This window comes from Lactiplantibacillus modestisalitolerans, from assembly GCF_005405425.1.
Lineage (GTDB): Bacteria > Bacillota > Bacilli > Lactobacillales > Lactobacillaceae > Lactiplantibacillus > Lactiplantibacillus modestisalitolerans.
This window is the reverse complement of the sequence record NZ_BJEA01000017.1, coordinates 1-16,028: the sequence shown is the minus strand read 5'-3', so window position 1 is coordinate 16,028 and position 16,028 is coordinate 1. Positions and strand designations below refer to the sequence as shown.

Annotated in this window: 15 protein-coding genes; 1 reads left to right on the top strand and 14 read right to left on the bottom strand. The window is 47.8% G+C overall.

The window, feature by feature from the left end; all coding sequences use genetic code 11:
- Positions 1–64: 64 nt before the first annotated feature.
- The 13 genes from FFM79_RS10145 to rpsU all read right to left on the bottom strand — a co-directional run bounded on the left by FFM79_RS10145 (position 65) and on the right by rpsU (position 13,895).
- On the bottom strand, positions 65–1,432 hold the full coding sequence (locus FFM79_RS10145; RefSeq protein ID WP_137643366.1) for an NAD-dependent succinate-semialdehyde dehydrogenase: 1,368 nt from the start codon (positions 1,430–1,432) through the stop codon (positions 65–67).
- Between the two features lie 219 nt (positions 1,433–1,651).
- Entirely contained in the window at positions 1,652–2,389 is a 738-nt protein-coding gene (locus FFM79_RS10140; protein ID WP_137643365.1) for a hypothetical protein, read from the bottom strand.
- A 183-nt stretch (positions 2,390–2,572) separates the two neighbouring features.
- Complete coding sequence (rpoD, locus tag FFM79_RS10135; RefSeq protein WP_137643364.1) at positions 2,573–3,679, bottom strand: RNA polymerase sigma factor RpoD; 1,107 nt, start codon at positions 3,677–3,679, stop codon at positions 2,573–2,575.
- 11 nt (positions 3,680–3,690) lie between these two features.
- Entirely contained in the window at positions 3,691–5,544 is a 1,854-nt protein-coding gene (gene dnaG, locus FFM79_RS10130; protein ID WP_137643363.1) for a DNA primase, read from the bottom strand.
- 239 nt (positions 5,545–5,783) lie between these two features.
- The gene (gene glyS / locus FFM79_RS10125; protein WP_137643362.1) at positions 5,784–7,868 is read right to left on the bottom strand and encodes a glycine--tRNA ligase subunit beta; all 2,085 of its coding nucleotides are present in this window, start codon (positions 7,866–7,868) and stop codon (positions 5,784–5,786) included.
- Entirely contained in the window at positions 7,868–8,767 is a 900-nt protein-coding gene (gene glyQ / locus FFM79_RS10120) for a glycine--tRNA ligase subunit alpha (RefSeq protein ID WP_137643361.1), read from the bottom strand. Before glyQ ends, glyS begins: the two co-directional genes overlap by 1 nt.
- Positions 8,768–9,052: 285 nt before the next feature.
- Positions 9,053–9,823 carry a DNA repair protein RecO gene (gene recO, locus FFM79_RS10115; protein ID WP_137643422.1) on the bottom strand — a complete coding sequence of 257 codons (771 nt, stop codon included), beginning with the start codon at positions 9,821–9,823 and terminating at the stop codon, positions 9,053–9,055.
- 41 nt (positions 9,824–9,864) lie between these two features.
- Complete coding sequence (era, locus tag FFM79_RS10110) at positions 9,865–10,773, bottom strand: GTPase Era (protein ID WP_137643360.1); 909 nt, start codon at positions 10,771–10,773, stop codon at positions 9,865–9,867.
- A 13-nt stretch (positions 10,774–10,786) separates the two neighbouring features.
- A complete protein-coding gene (locus FFM79_RS10105; RefSeq protein WP_137643359.1) occupies positions 10,787–11,200 on the bottom strand; it encodes a diacylglycerol kinase family protein in 414 nt (137 codons plus the stop codon).
- The gene (ybeY, locus tag FFM79_RS10100; protein ID WP_137643358.1) at positions 11,184–11,663 is read right to left on the bottom strand and encodes an rRNA maturation RNase YbeY; all 480 of its coding nucleotides are present in this window, start codon (positions 11,661–11,663) and stop codon (positions 11,184–11,186) included. The genes FFM79_RS10105 and ybeY overlap by 17 nt, the downstream gene beginning before the upstream one ends.
- A gap of 9 nt (positions 11,664–11,672) precedes the next feature.
- On the bottom strand, positions 11,673–12,650 hold the full coding sequence (locus tag FFM79_RS10095) for a PhoH family protein (RefSeq protein ID WP_137643357.1): 978 nt from the start codon (positions 12,648–12,650) through the stop codon (positions 11,673–11,675).
- A gap of 565 nt (positions 12,651–13,215) precedes the next feature.
- Positions 13,216–13,659 (bottom strand): GatB/YqeY domain-containing protein, encoded by a 444-nt coding sequence (locus FFM79_RS10090; protein ID WP_137643356.1) that lies wholly within the window; start codon positions 13,657–13,659, stop codon positions 13,216–13,218.
- 47 nt (positions 13,660–13,706) lie between these two features.
- Entirely contained in the window at positions 13,707–13,895 is a 189-nt protein-coding gene (gene rpsU, locus FFM79_RS10085) for a 30S ribosomal protein S21 (RefSeq protein ID WP_003638914.1), read from the bottom strand.
- Positions 13,896–14,140: 245 nt separating this feature from the next.
- Between rpsU and FFM79_RS10080 the strand changes: the two genes are divergently transcribed.
- Positions 14,141–14,953, top strand: a complete 813-nt coding sequence (locus FFM79_RS10080; RefSeq protein ID WP_137643355.1) for a pyruvate, water dikinase regulatory protein — start codon at positions 14,141–14,143, stop codon at positions 14,951–14,953.
- A gap of 83 nt (positions 14,954–15,036) precedes the next feature.
- On the opposite strand, the gene FFM79_RS10075 is transcribed toward FFM79_RS10080, so the two are convergent.
- Complete coding sequence (locus FFM79_RS10075; RefSeq protein ID WP_137643354.1) at positions 15,037–15,747, bottom strand: SDR family oxidoreductase; 711 nt, start codon at positions 15,745–15,747, stop codon at positions 15,037–15,039.
- Positions 15,748–16,028 lie beyond the last annotated feature (281 nt).

Sequence of the window (16,028 nt, the reverse complement as noted above, 5' to 3'; positions counted from 1 at the left end):
GTAGATGCCCCAAATCAGTTAACGGCTCCACTTGATTACCTGCTTGTTAGCCAGTCAAATTAAGCTACTGCGCCGCAACAACTAGGTGCTCATTCACAAACGCACTGAAGCCCAGGTCAGCCAATTCCCGGCCGTAACCAGAAGTCTTGACGCCCCCAAATGGTAATTCAGGGACACTGACCCAGCCCCGGTTAATAAACGTCATCCCAGATTCAATTTGATCAGCTACCCGTTGCGCGTGATCAAGATCCTTAGAGAAGACGGAGCTCCCTAACCCGAAACTTGAATCATTGGCTAACTTAATTGCCGCCGCTTCGGAATCCACTTTATAAACGGTCGCAACTGGGCCAAACATTTCTTGATCATAAATGGGGTTATCCGCCGTGATTCCCGTTAAAATAGTTGGCTGGAAAAATTGTCCCGGTAAATCAATCGGTTGATTACCGTAATAAACTTGGGCCCCGGCTTGCACTGCCGCATCGACCTGTTCTTGTAAGTGCTTCTTAGCACCAGCTGAGGACAAGGGAGCTAGCGTCGTGGCTGGGTCCATCGGATCACCCGGCTTGACCGCCGCAAACGCCGCCTTCAGCATTTCTAAAAATTCATCGTAATGTTGCGCAAGCACAATAAAGCGTTTCGACGCGGTACAAATCTGACCGGCGTTCCCAATTCGTGAAATTGGGGCCCACTGGGCAACTTGCTGCATATCCGCATCATCTAAAACAATAAACGGATCGTTCCCACCCAATTCTAGGGTGGACTTTTTCAAACTTTCACCAGCCGTTTTGGCAACCGAAGCACCACCACGTGCGGACCCGGTTAAAGCCGCTCCGATTACTCGCGAATCTTTAATCGCACTGGCCACCTGATCATAACTAATAAATAAGTTGGTTAAACTAGCCGCTGGCGCCCCCGCTTCTTGAACCAAGTTTGCAAAGGCCGCCGCACACGCCGGGGTATTAGATGCGTGCTTCAAAATCATCGGGTTACCAATCATAAAGTTGGGTGCAAACACCCGCATGATTTGATAATACGGAAAGTTCCACGGCTCAACCATAAAAAGCACCCCGAGTGACTGCTTCCGATAATAAGCGGGACCAATTGCCGTCGTTAACGGAACCGGTTTCAAAAATTCGGCCGCATTATCCGCAAAGTAGTCCGCAATCTCCGCGCACAACTCAACTTCAGCTTCGGATTCACTAATTAACTTACCCATTTCGCGCGTAATCGTTGCCGCTAACTGAGCCTTGTGGGCCCGCATCAAGGCCGCAATCTGGTGTAAAATTGGCTTACGCGTTGCACTACTTTCACCACGCCACTGCTTATACAACTGGTGCCCAGCAACTAGCGCTGCTTCCAAATCAGCATCGCTTGCGTTGGGATAACTTTTAAGCACCTGATTATTGTACGGATTAATTGATTGGTATGCCATCCTAAACTCCCCTTTGACAATTGAATTCCGAGCAAATTCTCGGTTTAAACCAGTAGCCGGTTTCACCGGACCGCTGGCTGATTCTCGTAAGACTAAAGCGCCCCCAACGATCATTACCATGAGCCAGAGGCGCTCTAAAATTTGGTTGTGGTCTATGTTAGCGCTTACCAAAACGAATGTCAACATTGTCAAAGATTACACGAACCCCGTCGCGGTGAACTAAGAAGGCTGCTGTAAAGCTTGCAGGTAATCCAAATTTTTTAAGTATGCGGTTTGAAGCCGTTCCAGCACTTGGTCCGTGGTGAACGGTTGACGGGTCAAATGATACCAAGCTCGTAATTGGGCTAACCGCGTTTCCCGCCCCAAGCTGGCCTGCTCAACCGTAACCATCCGGGGATCCGTTTCTTGTAACTGACGACTAAGGGCTCCAATTTCCGTAGCCAACTGACTAGCCGCCGTCTGGACCGCACTCGGAAACTGAGCCGGATCTGCTAGTTGAAATCCCTGCGCGTCACCAATTCCCCAGGGCCCGCTAACGACGTGCTCACTTGGTCGTGAATGGTAGCGCCGATACGTGAAGTTGCTCACAACCATCCGTTGCCGACTTAACATGTCGGGTGCCACCTGTAGGTTTTCATTTAGCTCTGTCAAACTCATTTCCCGAAAATCATGGTTCGCATACTCATAGCGACCACCGACAAGCACGAATTCAACCGGCCCTAGATTTTGCATAATGGCCGCTTGGACTTTCTGACCATCATAGCAAACGTATAAATTATCAAACAAGTCGACCGGCTGATCATCCACCAGTACACCAAAGTTTGGACCCGCATTTTCCGGATAAACTAAGTTACATTCATACTTAAAGGTCACACCTAGTAACCCTGAAAACTGGTTGTCCGCTAGCGCGGTGTCCGTTAACGGACAAAAGTATCCGGCCGTAACTTTAAAGTTCATCACAATCCCCTCCATTTCTTTGTTCAATTAGCTTTAGTTTACCAGTCCACTCAGGTTTATAAAAGTAATTGACTTACGATTGTCTCGGCAATGGCAGCGATTACAATGATTTTAATTAAAAACCCCGGCAGTCACCGCTAAGGCGGCCCGCCGGGGTCCTTTTTAGTAAAATTTAACTAATATTTATTCTAAAAAGTCTTTTAATTGTTTACTCCGTGATGGGTGGCGCAACTTCCGCAACGCTTTAGCCTCAATTTGGCGAATCCGTTCACGGGTGACACCAAAGACCTTCCCAACTTCTTCCAACGTCCGGGTCCGGCCATCGTCTAAGCCAAACCGTAACCGGAGAACGTTTTCTTCCCGGTCAGTTAACGTATCTAAGACGCCTTCTAGTTGTTCTTTCAAAAGTTCGTACGCCGCCGCATCGGCTGGTGAAGTTGCATCTTGATCCTCAATGAAGTCCCCTAAATGCGAATCGTCCTCTTCACCAATTGGTGTTTCCAACGAAACGGGTTCTTGCGCAATCTTCAAGATTTCACGAACCTTCTCAGTCGGCATATCCATTTCGGCCCCAATTTCTTCAGGGGTTGGTTCCCGGCCAAGGTCTTGCAATAACTGCCGTTGAATCCGAATCAACTTGTTAATGGTTTCAACCATGTGGACCGGAATCCGAATCGTCCGTGCCTGGTCCGCAATTGCCCGCGTGATGGCTTGACGAATCCACCAAGTAGCGTAGGTTGAAAACTTAAACCCTTTCCGGTAGTCGAACTTTTCAACGGCTTTCATCAGCCCCATGTTACCTTCTTGAATCAAGTCCAAGAATTGCATGCCCCGACCAACGTACCGCTTGGCAATCGAAACCACCAACCGCAAGTTGGCTTCGGCTAATTCCTGCTTAGCACTTTCATCACCCTGTTCAATTCGCAGGGCTAGGGCAACTTCTTCATCGGCAGTTAATAAATCAACCCGTCCGATTTCTTTTAAATACATCCGGACCGGATCGTTAATTTTAATTCCGGAAGCGGAACCGGCCGCGTGCAATTCTTTCTTAGTAACCTTTTTAACACTCTTAACGGCCCGTGCATCCGGGTCACCCTTTTCGTCAACGACACTAATCCCAGCGTCTTCAACCTTTTGCAATAACTTATCAATGCCACTAGCATCCAATTTGTATGGTGCGGCAATCTTGTCTGATAACTCATCGTACTTAATGCTACCAGTTTTCTTGTAACTCTTAATTAACGCGTTCACGGCTTTAGTATATGTCGTGGTTGATTTTGCTTTTGCCATGTCGTAGCCTCCTATAAGTTGTCAGCTCGTTGTACCCGCTGCTGTTGTTGATATAATTTAATTAATGCCAAAGTGAGCTTTTGCACGAGATCCCGATTACCCAACTGCTTGGCTGCCAGTAATTCGGAGCGCTTATCGCTAATCTGATCTTCCAACGGCGCTTGGTTCATAATAACATTCACCAAATCGTTGGTCTCTTCCTTAGTCGCAGCCGCCGCAACCTCCATAAATTCCAAACTCGTCACGACCGGTTGAAGCTGTGGATCACTCATGAAATCGGTAAATTGGCCCAAGTCAAACTGGGAATGTGTCTTGAAATACGCTTCCGCGTAGACCAAGATTTGCTGGTACGGATCATGCACAAAGTGGAATCCCCGCACCGCCATCACCTGAAGCCAGACGTCGTGGTCATGGAGCATCCGAAACAGCAGTAACCGTTCCGCCTTTTCCACCCGGGTCAAGGGTTGCGCTTGTGCCCCCGTCCTTTCAGTAACCAGCGGGGGCGGGGTTGGCGCTGGAGCCGTCTGGGGCGCGGTATTCATGGACCGTTGCCCGACCACTGACCGCAGTTGCGTTTTCAGGTCGTTTTTATCCAAACCAAATTCTTGAACCAGTTGGTTTAAATACAGGTCCTGGGCCACACTCGAATCCAACGTCGCCAATTGCTGTAAAACCGCCCCAATGTAGGTTAGCTGATCAGCAGCGTTTTGCAAATTCAAATCATGCCGCAAGTATTGCATTTCAAACGCAGTTGGCGTCTGCTGCCCGTCCGCAAAGACCTGAACAAACTTTTCCGAACCGGCATGCCGCAAGTACTCGTCCGGGTCCATCCCGTCAGGCATCTGAATAACACCCAACTTAAGCCGGCTATCTTTTGATAATAACTTTAATGCCCGGTCCGTAGCACGTTGTCCCGGCAAATCACTATCATAACAGATAAACAGCTGATCCGTCACCCGTTCTAGCATATAAATTTGTTCATTTGTCAGACTCGTTCCCATCGACGCAACGCCGTTTTGAATGCCGGCCCGGTACGCCGCGATCACATCCATGAATCCTTCAAATAAAATGACTGCCTTTGCCTGACGAATCGCACCGCGAGCTAAGTCAAAATTAAACAGAACCGAACGCTTATTAAACAGCTTCGTCTCGGGACTATTAAGGTACTTCGGCTCATTGGGGGATTTAGTTAAAATCCGGCCAGAAAACGCAATCACCCGACCACCCGCATCCTTGATTGGAAACAGGACCCGGTCAACAAAACGATCCCGGAGTTCACCAGCTTGGTTTTCGATGAACAGTCCCGATTGCCGGAGCAATTGATAGTCGATATTGTGTTCCTTAAAGAAATCTAATAATAATTGATTCTTCGGCGCGTAACCAATCCCAAAAGTCGCAATCGTTTCATCATCCAGACCACGTTCGTGTAGATATGCTAGCGCTGGTTCACCTAGTTCGGTGTTAACTAAAATATGTTGATACATTTTAGCACTATCCGCATATAACTTAAGCAAGTCAGCCTGCTGCTGATCCTTAGGCGCGGCTGGTTGGCTATTAGCCGTATACGCCTGATCAAGTTCAATGTGTCCAAAATCGGCGACTTTGGCAACGGCTTCCGGGAAGGACAAGTTTTCTAATTCCATTAAGAAGGAGAAAACGTTGCCCCCCCGACCGCAACTAAAGCAATGAAAAATTTGCTTTTGTTCGTTGACCGAGAATGACGGCGTCCGTTCCTCATGAAACGGGCACAACCCAAACAGGTTTTTCCCAGCCTTCTTTAATTGAACGTACTGCCCAATAAAGTCCGCAATGTTGACCGCCGTTCTAATCTGGTCAACTTTTTCTTCAGGAATTCGATTGGCCACTTTGCCACCCCATTTCTCACTTACGTCCGACAAATTAACCAAAAGACTCACAACAATCAAAAGTCGCACCACTCATCGGGATGCGACTATGAACGTGCGAACTTTTACAGAGTATATATTACCACAAGCTTGACAGCGTTGCAATAATAAGTCCCGCTTATTAGACGCTTTTGTCAAATTTGTTCAATCAAAAAAGGCTAGCCCAGTGGCTAACCTTCCATAACAGGCGTGTTACATCGTTATTTAACGACTAACTGGTTCAAATCACCCATAACGTTAATCATCTTAGCAATGATTAAGAGTTGCTTAATATGGTTATTCCGAACCGCCTCGTCCTTACTCATGACCATCGTTTGTTCGAAGTAGTCCGCAATCAACGGCCGCAGCTTTGCTAGCGCCGTGAAGCGTTCGTCCATTGGCATGGTCGTCGTTACCGTCTTTTCAAGCGGCTGAACCGCATCGTACAACCGTTGTTCCGCATCATTTTCAAACAGGCTTGGATCGACCGTTAAATCGGCCACCTTTAAGTTAGCCTTAGCGGTAATCCGGAGTAACCGGGTAAACGCTTCGACCGTGTCTTTAAAGTCGGCGTCGTCTTGGTGCGCGTTTAAAACGTCGGCCGCCTTAAACATTTCACGGATATCTTGCCGGCTGCCCTTAATCACGGCATCCACAATATCGTAACGGAGCTTGCGGTTCCCGAACCATTGCTTAACCCGGTCCGTTAGAAAGGCCGCGATTGGTTGCGTCTGGTCCGCAAAGTTCAAGTTAAAGGTTGCGCCGTGACTAGCCAGCTCTTTTTGAATGGCCGTTTCAATCTTCGTAATTGGGAAGTCCCAACCGCGATCACGAACGATTCGCACAATCCCAAAGGCTTGCCGCCGTAGCGCAAACGGATCATTAGAACCACTTGGTGTTAAGCCCACGGCGAAGAAACTACTAATGGAATCTAGCTTGTCCGCAATGGCGAGGACCGCGCCCACTTGGGACTTCGGTAAATCACCATCAGCGCTAATTGGCATGTAATGTTCCCGAATGGCTTGACCAACGGCCGGATCTTCACCCTTTAATTCGGCGTACTTTTCACCCATCACACCTTGTAACTCAGGAAATTCGCCAACCATTCCCGTAACCAAGTCAAACTTATAAATTTGCGCAGCCCGGTGCAACTGGTTCTTTTCGGTTTCACTCAAGCCAAAGCGGTCCGCCAAAAAGTCACTAATGTACATGACCCGTTGCATCTTTTCGTACATCGTCCCAATTTTATCGTGGAAACTAACCTTCTTTAGTCGTTCCACGTAAGCCTGAATGGAGTGCTGTTGATCTTCATGGTAGAAGAAAGCCGCGTCTTCCAAACGGGCCGTTAGAACCTTCTGATTACCTAGCGCAACGTTCTTCAAGTGGTCCGCATTCCCATTACGGACGGAAACGAAGTGTGGTAATAAGTTATCCTGATCATCGGTCACGTAGAAAAACCGCTGATGATCACGCATCGAGGTAATCAAAACTTCGTCCGGAATCGTCAAATACTTGGCGTCAAAATCACCCGCAAAAGCAGTTGGATATTCAACCAAATTATTAACTTCTTCTAATAAGTCTTCGTTAACCTTGATGTCCCAGGCGTGGTCCTTAGCCAACGCCGCGATTTGATCGCGAATCAATTGTTTCCGCTTATCAGCATCGACAATCACTTGAACGCTCGCTAAGTCCGCTTCGTAATCGGTTGCCGTTTTAATTTCAACGTCGTGGCCTAAGAACCGGTGCCCCCGACTCGTCCGACCAGCCTGAACGTCTAAAATTTGAACCGGCACGATTTCATCATCCAATAATGAAACGATCCATCGAATTGGCCGGATATACTTAAAGCTATAAGTTGACCACTTCATCATCGTCGGGAAGTTCATCTTCGTAATGACGTCCTTAATGCCCGCGGTTAAGACGTCTTTGGCTGGCTTGCCGGCCGTAAAGGTTTGGACAAACACGTACGGGGTCCCCTTAACGTCCTTAAACACGATGTCATCCGTCGAAGCGCCCTGACCCTTTGAAAAGCCAATCGCCGCTTTCGTCCAGTTGCCATCCGCGTCCTGCGCAATTTTTTTCGCGGGGCCGCGAACTTCCTTCTTGACGTCGGCTTGTTGATCGTCCAGCCCCTCAACTTGAACCGTTAAGCGCCGCGGCGTTGAAAACGTTTGAACGGCCGTAAAGTTTAAGCGGGCGTCCTTTAAAAAGCTACTGATCCGTTGCTTAAGTTGCAGCACACTGGGCGTAACGACGTGTGCCGGCATTTCTTCCAAACCAATTTCTAATAAATAAGTTTTAGCCATTATTTCGTTTCCTCCTGTGCATGTTTTAATAACGGGAAGCCGCGCTTTTCACGCTGCGCCACAAATTCCTTGGCAATCGACTTAGCCATGTTCCGAATACGGTCTAGGTAGCCGGCCCGTTCCGTAACGGAAACCATCCCCCGCGCATCCATCAGATTAAAGGTGTGACTGCATTTCAAACAGTAGTCATAGGCGGGATGGACGAGTCCGTTTTTAATTTGGCGTTTGGCTTCTTTTTCGTATTCATCGAATAGCATTAATAGTAAATCTTCATTACTGTCTTCAAACGCATACTTTGAGTTTTCGTATTCAGGTTCCAGGAAAATATCCCCGTATTTGACACCGTCGCCCCATTCAAGGTCAAACACGGTGTTAACGTCTTGAATGTATGACGAGAGCCGTTCCAGTCCGTATGTGATTTCGGAGGTCACGGGGTCAACTTCTAACCCACCGACTTGTTGGAAGTACGTAAATTGACTAATTTCCATTCCGTCTAGCCAAACTTCCCAACCAACCCCGGCACAACCCATGGATGGGTTTTCCCAGTTGTCTTCCACGAACCGAATATCATGTTCCAACGGGTTAATGCCAAGTTGTTCCAAACTTTGTAAATACAAGTCCTGAATATTTTCCGGAGAAGGCTTCATCACAACTTGGAATTGGTGGTGTTGGTATAACCGGTTCGGGTTTTCACCATACCGCCCGTCGGCTGGCCGCCGGGATGGTTCCACGTAAGCGGCGTTCCATGGTTCGGGTCCAATTGCCCGCAAGAACGTATACGGACTCATCGTCCCGGCCCCTTTTTCAGTATCGTACGATTGCATTAACATGCAACCCTGGTCAGACCAAAACTTCTGCAAAGTTAAAATAATCGTTTGCATCGATAATTTTTTGCTCATGATTTTCCTCCCAAAATTAGTGACTGAACGGGCTGCGGCCACAAAAAAAGTCCCCTGTCGTTCACTAAAAACGACATAGGGACGATTGATTTCGCGGTTCCACCCTACTTCTGAATAACTTCAGCAGCTTGATTCGTGACTAAGCTCCGAAAGCGCCAATTAACGGGCGGTACCAACCGGTTTGCACTGTTCCGGTCTCACTGGGGGCAAACGCCCCGTTAACTTTCTCTCATCAACACTTAACTATTCAGTTCTTCACCATCATAGTCGATGGTTCCCCGTTTGTCAATTCTTGTCACGTGGCGGCAACGGCTGGTACCAGCTCCCCATTTGATCAATGAAGCGTTTGGACTTCAACCTTATGCCAACCGAATGATTATAGATCTCATCTAAAATTTGACGCAACTGGGCCGCCGTCGCTGGCTTGACCTTAATCGAACGGACTTTAGCTAAGTCTAACACCGAAAACCGCCGCAAATAGAAGATGGCGGCTTGACTGGCGTGCAAGCGGTACGGGTCTAAGTGCCAGTGCTGTTGACACAGCAGACCCCCGTAACTTTCCGAATAATCCAGGGGCAAGTCTTCGCGACCACAAACCGTGCACCAGCGTAGTTCCGGAGCCACCCCGAAGGCCGCCAACAACTGAATTTCAACGACGTTTGCAACCAGGGCCGGTGCAACGTTGCGGTCAATCAATTGAAGTGCACTAACGAGTTGCTGATACCAGCGCCCCACCGGCTGATTATCCGGATAAGCCACGTCGATTAAGTTCATCACGTAAGTTGCGTAAGCGTTCAACGCAATGTCTTGACTGATCTGTTCAAAATATTGAACAGATTTAACACTATTAATAAAGGAAAGACCGTCCCGCAAGTCACCAACGTACTCGCCCATCGTAAAGGGCAGTAGTTCCGCCGCCATCTTAAACCCGCGGCGGCGCGCACCACGCACAAAAAACATCTTCTTACCGTACTCGGCCGTTAGAAATTTAATCAGCATGTCCCGTTCGCGGTAATCCTTGCGGTATAACAGAATCCCGTTAAAGTTTGTAATCATTTGGCGGGCCATTTTATCACCTGCCACTCCGTCGGTCGCGCCTAATAGTCGTCTTGGCGATAGCCGTAGCTAGCTAACAGGTCCTGACGATCCTTCCAATTTTCTTGAACCTTAACCCACAGCTCTAAGTACACCTTATCACCCAGCAAGTGCTCGATGTCCTTACGAGCCATTGAGCCGATCCGTTTTAACATACTACCGCCCTTACCAATAATAATGCCCTTTTGGGACGGCCGTTCAATGATGATTGTCGCCTGAACGTGAATCTTTTCTTCGTCCTGGCGCTTAATGGAATCGATGACGACCGCGGTTGAATGCGGCACTTCTTGGCGCGTCAATTCCAAAACCTTTTCACGAATTAATTCTGAAATAATAAAGCGCTCCGGGTGATCCGTGATCTGATCAGAAGGATAGTACTGCGGTCCCGTCGGCAATTGGGCTTTCAGGGTCGCCAATAATTCGTTGACGTTATTACCTTCCAGCGCTGAAATTGGATAAACTTCCTTCCAGGCCAGCGCATCCTTATACTGATCCATTACTTCCAATAAATGGTCGGGATGAATCTGGTCAATTTTATTAATGACCAAGTAAATTGGCTTTTTGACGTTTTTTAAGCGATCAATAATGAAATTATCGCCAGCCCCGCGACGCTCATCCGCGTTGATCATAAATAAGATGGCGTCAACTTCGCCTAACGTCGAGAGCGCCGACTTCACCATGAAATCACCCAACCGGCTGTGCGGCTTATGAATCCCAGGGGTATCGATGAAGACCATTTGAGTGTCCTTCGTCGTGTAGATCCCCTGAATTCGGTTACGCGTTGTTTGGGCCTTATCGGACATAATCGCCACTTTTTGACCAACAATCCGGTTTAAAAGGGTTGATTTGCCAACGTTGGGCCGCCCAATAATTGCCACGAAGCCGGAATGAAATGCTGTATTTTCTGCCATAATAAATTCCTTTCTAAAGCCCAGTTGAGACCAACGCCCACAGTTTCGGTACAAAGAGGATTAAACCAACGATAACCGCAAACCCGGCTGCAAACACAACCGCACCAGCTGCAATGTCCTTAATCTTCTTCGCTAGCGGATGAAAATGGGGCCCAGTTACCAGGTCGCACAAATTTTCTGCGAGCGTATTATTAATCTCACAAAGCATTACCATAAAGATCGCCAACGCTAGCCATAACCACTCACTAACTTGTAAGTGCACAAGCCACCCAGCAATCAGTGCCAGCGTTCCAAGTACCAAGTGGGTCCGCATATTGCGTTCCTCAACGACCACGGTTTTCAGGCCGTTTAACGCGTGCAACCACGATTGCCAAAACGAGTGGTTCTTACCAACTTGGTAGCGATCCGGTCTATTTTTTGAGCCCATAAGCATCCAAAATCTGGCGTTGCAGCCCAAACATTTCAGCCTCATCCGCTGGCTGTAAATGATCATAACCATTTAAATGTAAGAAACCGTGCACCACTAAGTAACCCAGTTCACGGGCCGGCGAGTGGTGTAAAAACGCCGCCTGTTCAGCCACCTTATCAATTGAAATCATGATATCGCCTAGATTTAACGGCATTTCAGCCGCTAATTCGGGATCCATGATAATCGGATCAGCCTCGTCATCGTCGTGCATCGCAAAACTAATGACGTCGGTCGGCCGATCAACTCCGCGGTACTGTTCATTGATTTTTTGAATCGCATCGTTGTTCATCAAAGTGACCGAAACCTCGGTATCCGCCCGCAACTTTAACGTTTTACCAGCAAGCGCGATTAAATCTCGGACCAGCTGCAACTGTTCTGCGGACGCGCCCTCAGTCGTTTGGTCAAATAATTCTAAATCCATAATTGCCCCCTAGTGCTGTGCCACTTGATCATACGCGGTAATGATTTTGGCCACGACTGGATTTCGAACAACGTCATCCGCCGTAAACTTAACGAATGAAATGTTGCTAATCCCACCTAAAATGCGTTGGGCCTGAATTAAACCACTCGTCGTGTTGCGTGGCAAGTCAATCTGTGAAATGTCCCCATTCACAATCATCTTGGCGCCAAAGCCTAACCGGGTTAAAAACATTTTCATTTGCGCGTTAGTGGTATTTTGAGCTTCATCCAAAATTACGAACGCCCGGTCTAAAGTCCGGCCCCGCATGTAAGCCAGCGGCGCAATTTCAATGACACCCCGGTCCATCAACCGTTGCGTATGCTCGGCGCCATAAATATCGTACAAAGCATCATAAATTGGCCGTAAATACGGATCCACCTTTTCCTTTAAGTCACCGGGTAAAAAGCCCAGACTTTCCCCCGCTTCGACGGCCGGTCGGGTCAAAATCAATTTTTCAACGTCACCGCGCTTTAAGGCTGCAATCGCCATGACCACGGCCAAGTATGTTTTACCAGTTCCGGCCGGACCAATTCCAAAGGTAATGTCACTCTTTTCAACCGCCTGAACGTACTGGCGTTGACCAAAATTTTTCACCCGAATGGGCCGCCCGCGGTTATCCTTAATCAGGGTCTCCGAATAAAGATCTTTAAAGTATTCAAGCGTGCCGCGGTTAACCATTTTAATTGCACTAATCACGTCAGGTGCGCCAACTTGAATGCCCTGCTTAATCAGACTCGTTAAATTTTCTAAAACGGCTTGCGTATGCTGAACAGCTTCTTCCTGATCGCCACTAATGGTGATTTGATCACCAAAAACGTGAATCGAAACGTGCAATCCATCTTCCAACAGCGCAACGTGGGCATCTTCGGGACCTAATAAGGCAACGGATTGACTCGGATCAGCGATAAGAAATTTTTGTTCATACTTTGAGTTTTCGGACAAAAACATGAACTCCTTTATTTACAGATTTATTAGTAATGGTGTCGTCGCCATTCTAACTGATAACGAAACGGCAGCCCGGGCATTTTAAGCGCATGCAGCATCCCGGCAAACACCAGCCCCCTTAGCGTAACTAGCGGGTTTTGTTAACTAATCATAGCATAAAAGCGGGACAGCGACCAGCACCACTACTTCCGAGCAACCACGTTGAAACGCGCCCCCAAAAGGACTTTTTACGACGGGGTGTTGATCCGCTAAAAACGCAATCGGTTTAATTTCCAACAAATTCACGATGACCGTCAAAATAAGTGGGCACATTTTTTGCGGCGGTCATCTTAACACTAATTCGTGCGGAGCCACAAAAAAGAGAGTGGGCCAAAAGTCGGTTAGCTGGTGAGCATTAACGGCGTAAGGCGAATGATCCCGGGCTTGGATTGTTTGACTTACGGGGTTAAGCGGAGCCAGCTGACTTTTGGCGCACGTTTCAGCTATTAACATGGGGCAACGCACAAGAGGCTGTGACTTATATCACGACCTCACAAAAAAGCCAGGGAAATTAATCCCTGGCTTACCGTTAATTCAATAATGATTTAACTGTTTGGTTGATCAGTTTACCGTCTGCCTGACCTTTTAGCTTAGGCATAACCGCACCCATCACCTTACCGAAGTCGCCCTTACCGGTCGCTCCGACTTGCTTGATGGTTTCCGCCACCACTTGTTTGACTTCTTCGTCAGACAACTGTTTTGGCATGTACTTCTCAACAATTGCAATCTCCGCCTTAACCCCGTCAACGAGGTCTTGCCGGTTAGCACTTTCGAATTCGCTTAAAGATTCACGGCGTTGCTTCAACTCACGTGATAACACGCTCACTTCTTCATCCGCTGTTAAATCATGGCCCGCACTAATTTGTTCGTTCATCAATGCGGCTTTAAGCATCCGCAAAACACTAAGGCTTTGCTTATCACGTGCCTTCATCGCAGCCTTTAGATCACCATTGAGTACTTCAACTAGACTCATTGGTTACCCTCCTCGCACAAGTTTTAAATTAGTAAAGACCTTACTAATTACTTGAAACGACGACGGTTCTTGCGTTTACGAGCTGCTTCAGATTTTAACTTCTTCTTCACACTTGGTTTTTCGTAGAATTCCCGTTTGCGGTATTCTTGTAAAGTACCACTTTTTGAAACGGTACGTTTAAAGCGACGAAGAGCATCATCAAGAGATTCGTTTTTACGAACGACTGTTTTTGCCATGTTAAATTCCCTCCCTCCGAGCTTAAAAAGTAACCGTCAAATTATGCATACTTACATAATACAACTGTTCTAGTAAATTATACATAAATCAAAAAAGGCCGTCAACATAAGTTTTAAAAAAGTTCCAAATTAATTAAATTCAGGCTTACGCCCTGAACCAGTAAATCGTTTTCAAGCACGCGGCGCTGTGCTAAACTAAAGGTAATTTAACCGCTCTATTATTGAATTGAAACGAGGTCCTGAGTATGTCAGCAATTAAAGTTTTTATTCTTTCTGATTCAGTTGGTGAAACTGCCCACAGTGTCGCTCAAGCGGCTGCGGCCCAGTTTGCCGATTATCCGGTCCACTACCAACGCTTTCCGTTCGTCCGGACCGAATCCTTGTTAAAAACCGTTCTAGCGCAAGCCTTAAAGGCTAAGGCGGCCATTTTTTACACCTTCGTCGATGGTCATCTCAGCCAGTTGACTAACGATTTCTGTTCAGCCAACCACTTACCATACTATGACGTCATTTCCCCGGCTCTAAGCGTCTTTGGCAGTTTAACCCATGCCAAGCCGACGAACCATCCCGGGAAGGTCCACGACCTGAATACGAGTTACTTCGACCGGATCAACGCGATTGAGTTCGCAGTTACTTATGACGATGGTAAGAATCCGGCCGGGTTCCTCGAAGCCGACGTCGTTTTACTAGGGGTCTCACGGACCTCCAAGACCCCGCTTTCACTCTATCTAGCCAACCGCAACCTCAAGGTGGCTAACTTACCACTCGTCCCTCAAGCCAAAATTCCAGAGGAGATTTGGCAGGTCGATCCCAAAAAGGTCTTTGGTTTAACGAACGATCCCGAAAAGCTCAACAGTATTCGGCGGCAACGGATGGTCCAGTACGGACTCAACCCCGATACGTTGTATTCTAACACCGATAAAATTCGCCAGGAATTGGACTATGCTGACGACATCTTCAAAAAAATCGGCTGCCTCGTCATTAACGTTGCTAACAAATCAATCGAAGAAACGGCAACGCTGATTACTGAAAGTCTGGGCTCCGAAGAAAATAATTAAGGATTATTGTTAAAGTTCAGTCCAAATTAAAACCGTGGTTACACCCCTTCGCTGATTAGCGCGGGTGCGACCACGGTTTTTACTTAGACGGACGTAACCCCGCCATCCACGTTCAAGACTTGACCAGTCACAAACTGATTCGCCATTAAATAAGTATACGCCGACGCCACTTCAGCAACCGTCGCGACTCGCCGGAGCGGAATTCCTGCACTGACGTTGGCCGCCTGTTGTTTGAGTTGTTGTGGGGTCAGTTCCCGCCACAGCCCAGTTGGGGTCCAGGTCGGGGCAACCGCGTTAATTCGGTAATCTGGTGCTAACTCCACGGCCAGACCCGCTACCAACGTATTAATGGCTTGATTCCCAATAATAGCGCCCGAAGCATCGTAAGGGTGACCACCCGCCCCGGACGTCAGAATCAACGACCCGTGCAATTTAAGATAGCGACTGGCAACTTGTGCTAACTGTAAATTTGCAAAGAATTTTTCTTCAACAACCTGCCGGATCTCCGCTACGGAATGGTCCAAAAAGCCCCCTCCCATTGCACCGCCTAAAAATGACAAAACGTGGTCAAACTTGCCCGCTCGCTGAAAAAAAGTCCGGAGTTGATCCGAATCCTGCGCGTCAAAGGCACTACCAACGGCCAAGCGACTATTTAACGTTGCGAGTGCTCGTTGAACATGTGTCGTGGTCCGGCCAACAATATGCACGGCTTGTCGCTGCGCAATTACTTGCTGAGCAACGGCTAACCCAAACCCCGATGTGCCGCCAATAATTAATACTGTTTGTTCTGACATCGATCTCAGTTCCCTTCCGTTTCAATTAATATTACCCTAGTGAACTCTCCCGTCACTAAAGTAACGGGCTTCGGCGTAAAAAACCTGCAACTAAACAGGTTCTATCCGAAAGCGTTTAGGCAATGCACCCTCGCGGATGGGCGTCAGTTAAGAAGCTCAAACAACGTGTCGTGCCCGTTTTCACTAGGTCAGGGCAATACGCACCACGTTTATTCTTATAGCCATTAAGGACGACAAGGTTCTGTCTCGCCCGTAAATTTTAATTGATAGTTACTAGACTA

Coding starts and splice junctions, on each gene's coding strand:
- FFM79_RS10145 (WP_137643366.1), bottom strand. CDS start 1,432: ATGGCATACCAATCAATTAATCCGTACAATAATCAGGTGCTTAAAAGT.
- FFM79_RS10140 (WP_137643365.1), bottom strand. CDS start 2,389: ATGAACTTTAAAGTTACGGCCGGATACTTTTGTCCGTTAACGGACACC.
- rpoD (WP_137643364.1), bottom strand. CDS start 3,679: ATGGCAAAAGCAAAATCAACCACGACATATACTAAAGCCGTGAACGCG.
- glyS (WP_137643362.1), bottom strand. CDS start 7,868: ATGGCTAAAACTTATTTATTAGAAATTGGTTTGGAAGAAATGCCGGCA.
- glyQ (WP_137643361.1), bottom strand. CDS start 8,767: ATGAGCAAAAAATTATCGATGCAAACGATTATTTTAACTTTGCAGAAG.
- recO (WP_137643422.1), bottom strand. CDS start 9,823: ATGATTACAAACTTTAACGGGATTCTGTTATACCGCAAGGATTACCGC.
- era (WP_137643360.1), bottom strand. CDS start 10,773: ATGGCAGAAAATACAGCATTTCATTCCGGCTTCGTGGCAATTATTGGG.
- FFM79_RS10105 (WP_137643359.1), bottom strand. CDS start 11,200: ATGGGCTCAAAAAATAGACCGGATCGCTACCAAGTTGGTAAGAACCAC.
- ybeY (WP_137643358.1), bottom strand. CDS start 11,663: ATGGATTTAGAATTATTTGACCAAACGACTGAGGGCGCGTCCGCAGAA.
- FFM79_RS10095 (WP_137643357.1), bottom strand. CDS start 12,650: ATGTTTTTGTCCGAAAACTCAAAGTATGAACAAAAATTTCTTATCGCT.
- FFM79_RS10090 (WP_137643356.1), bottom strand. CDS start 13,659: ATGAGTCTAGTTGAAGTACTCAATGGTGATCTAAAGGCTGCGATGAAG.
- rpsU (WP_003638914.1), bottom strand. CDS start 13,895: ATGGCAAAAACAGTCGTTCGTAAAAACGAATCTCTTGATGATGCTCTT.
- FFM79_RS10080 (WP_137643355.1), top strand. CDS start 14,141: ATGTCAGCAATTAAAGTTTTTATTCTTTCTGATTCAGTTGGTGAAACT.
- FFM79_RS10075 (WP_137643354.1), bottom strand. CDS start 15,747: ATGTCAGAACAAACAGTATTAATTATTGGCGGCACATCGGGGTTTGGG.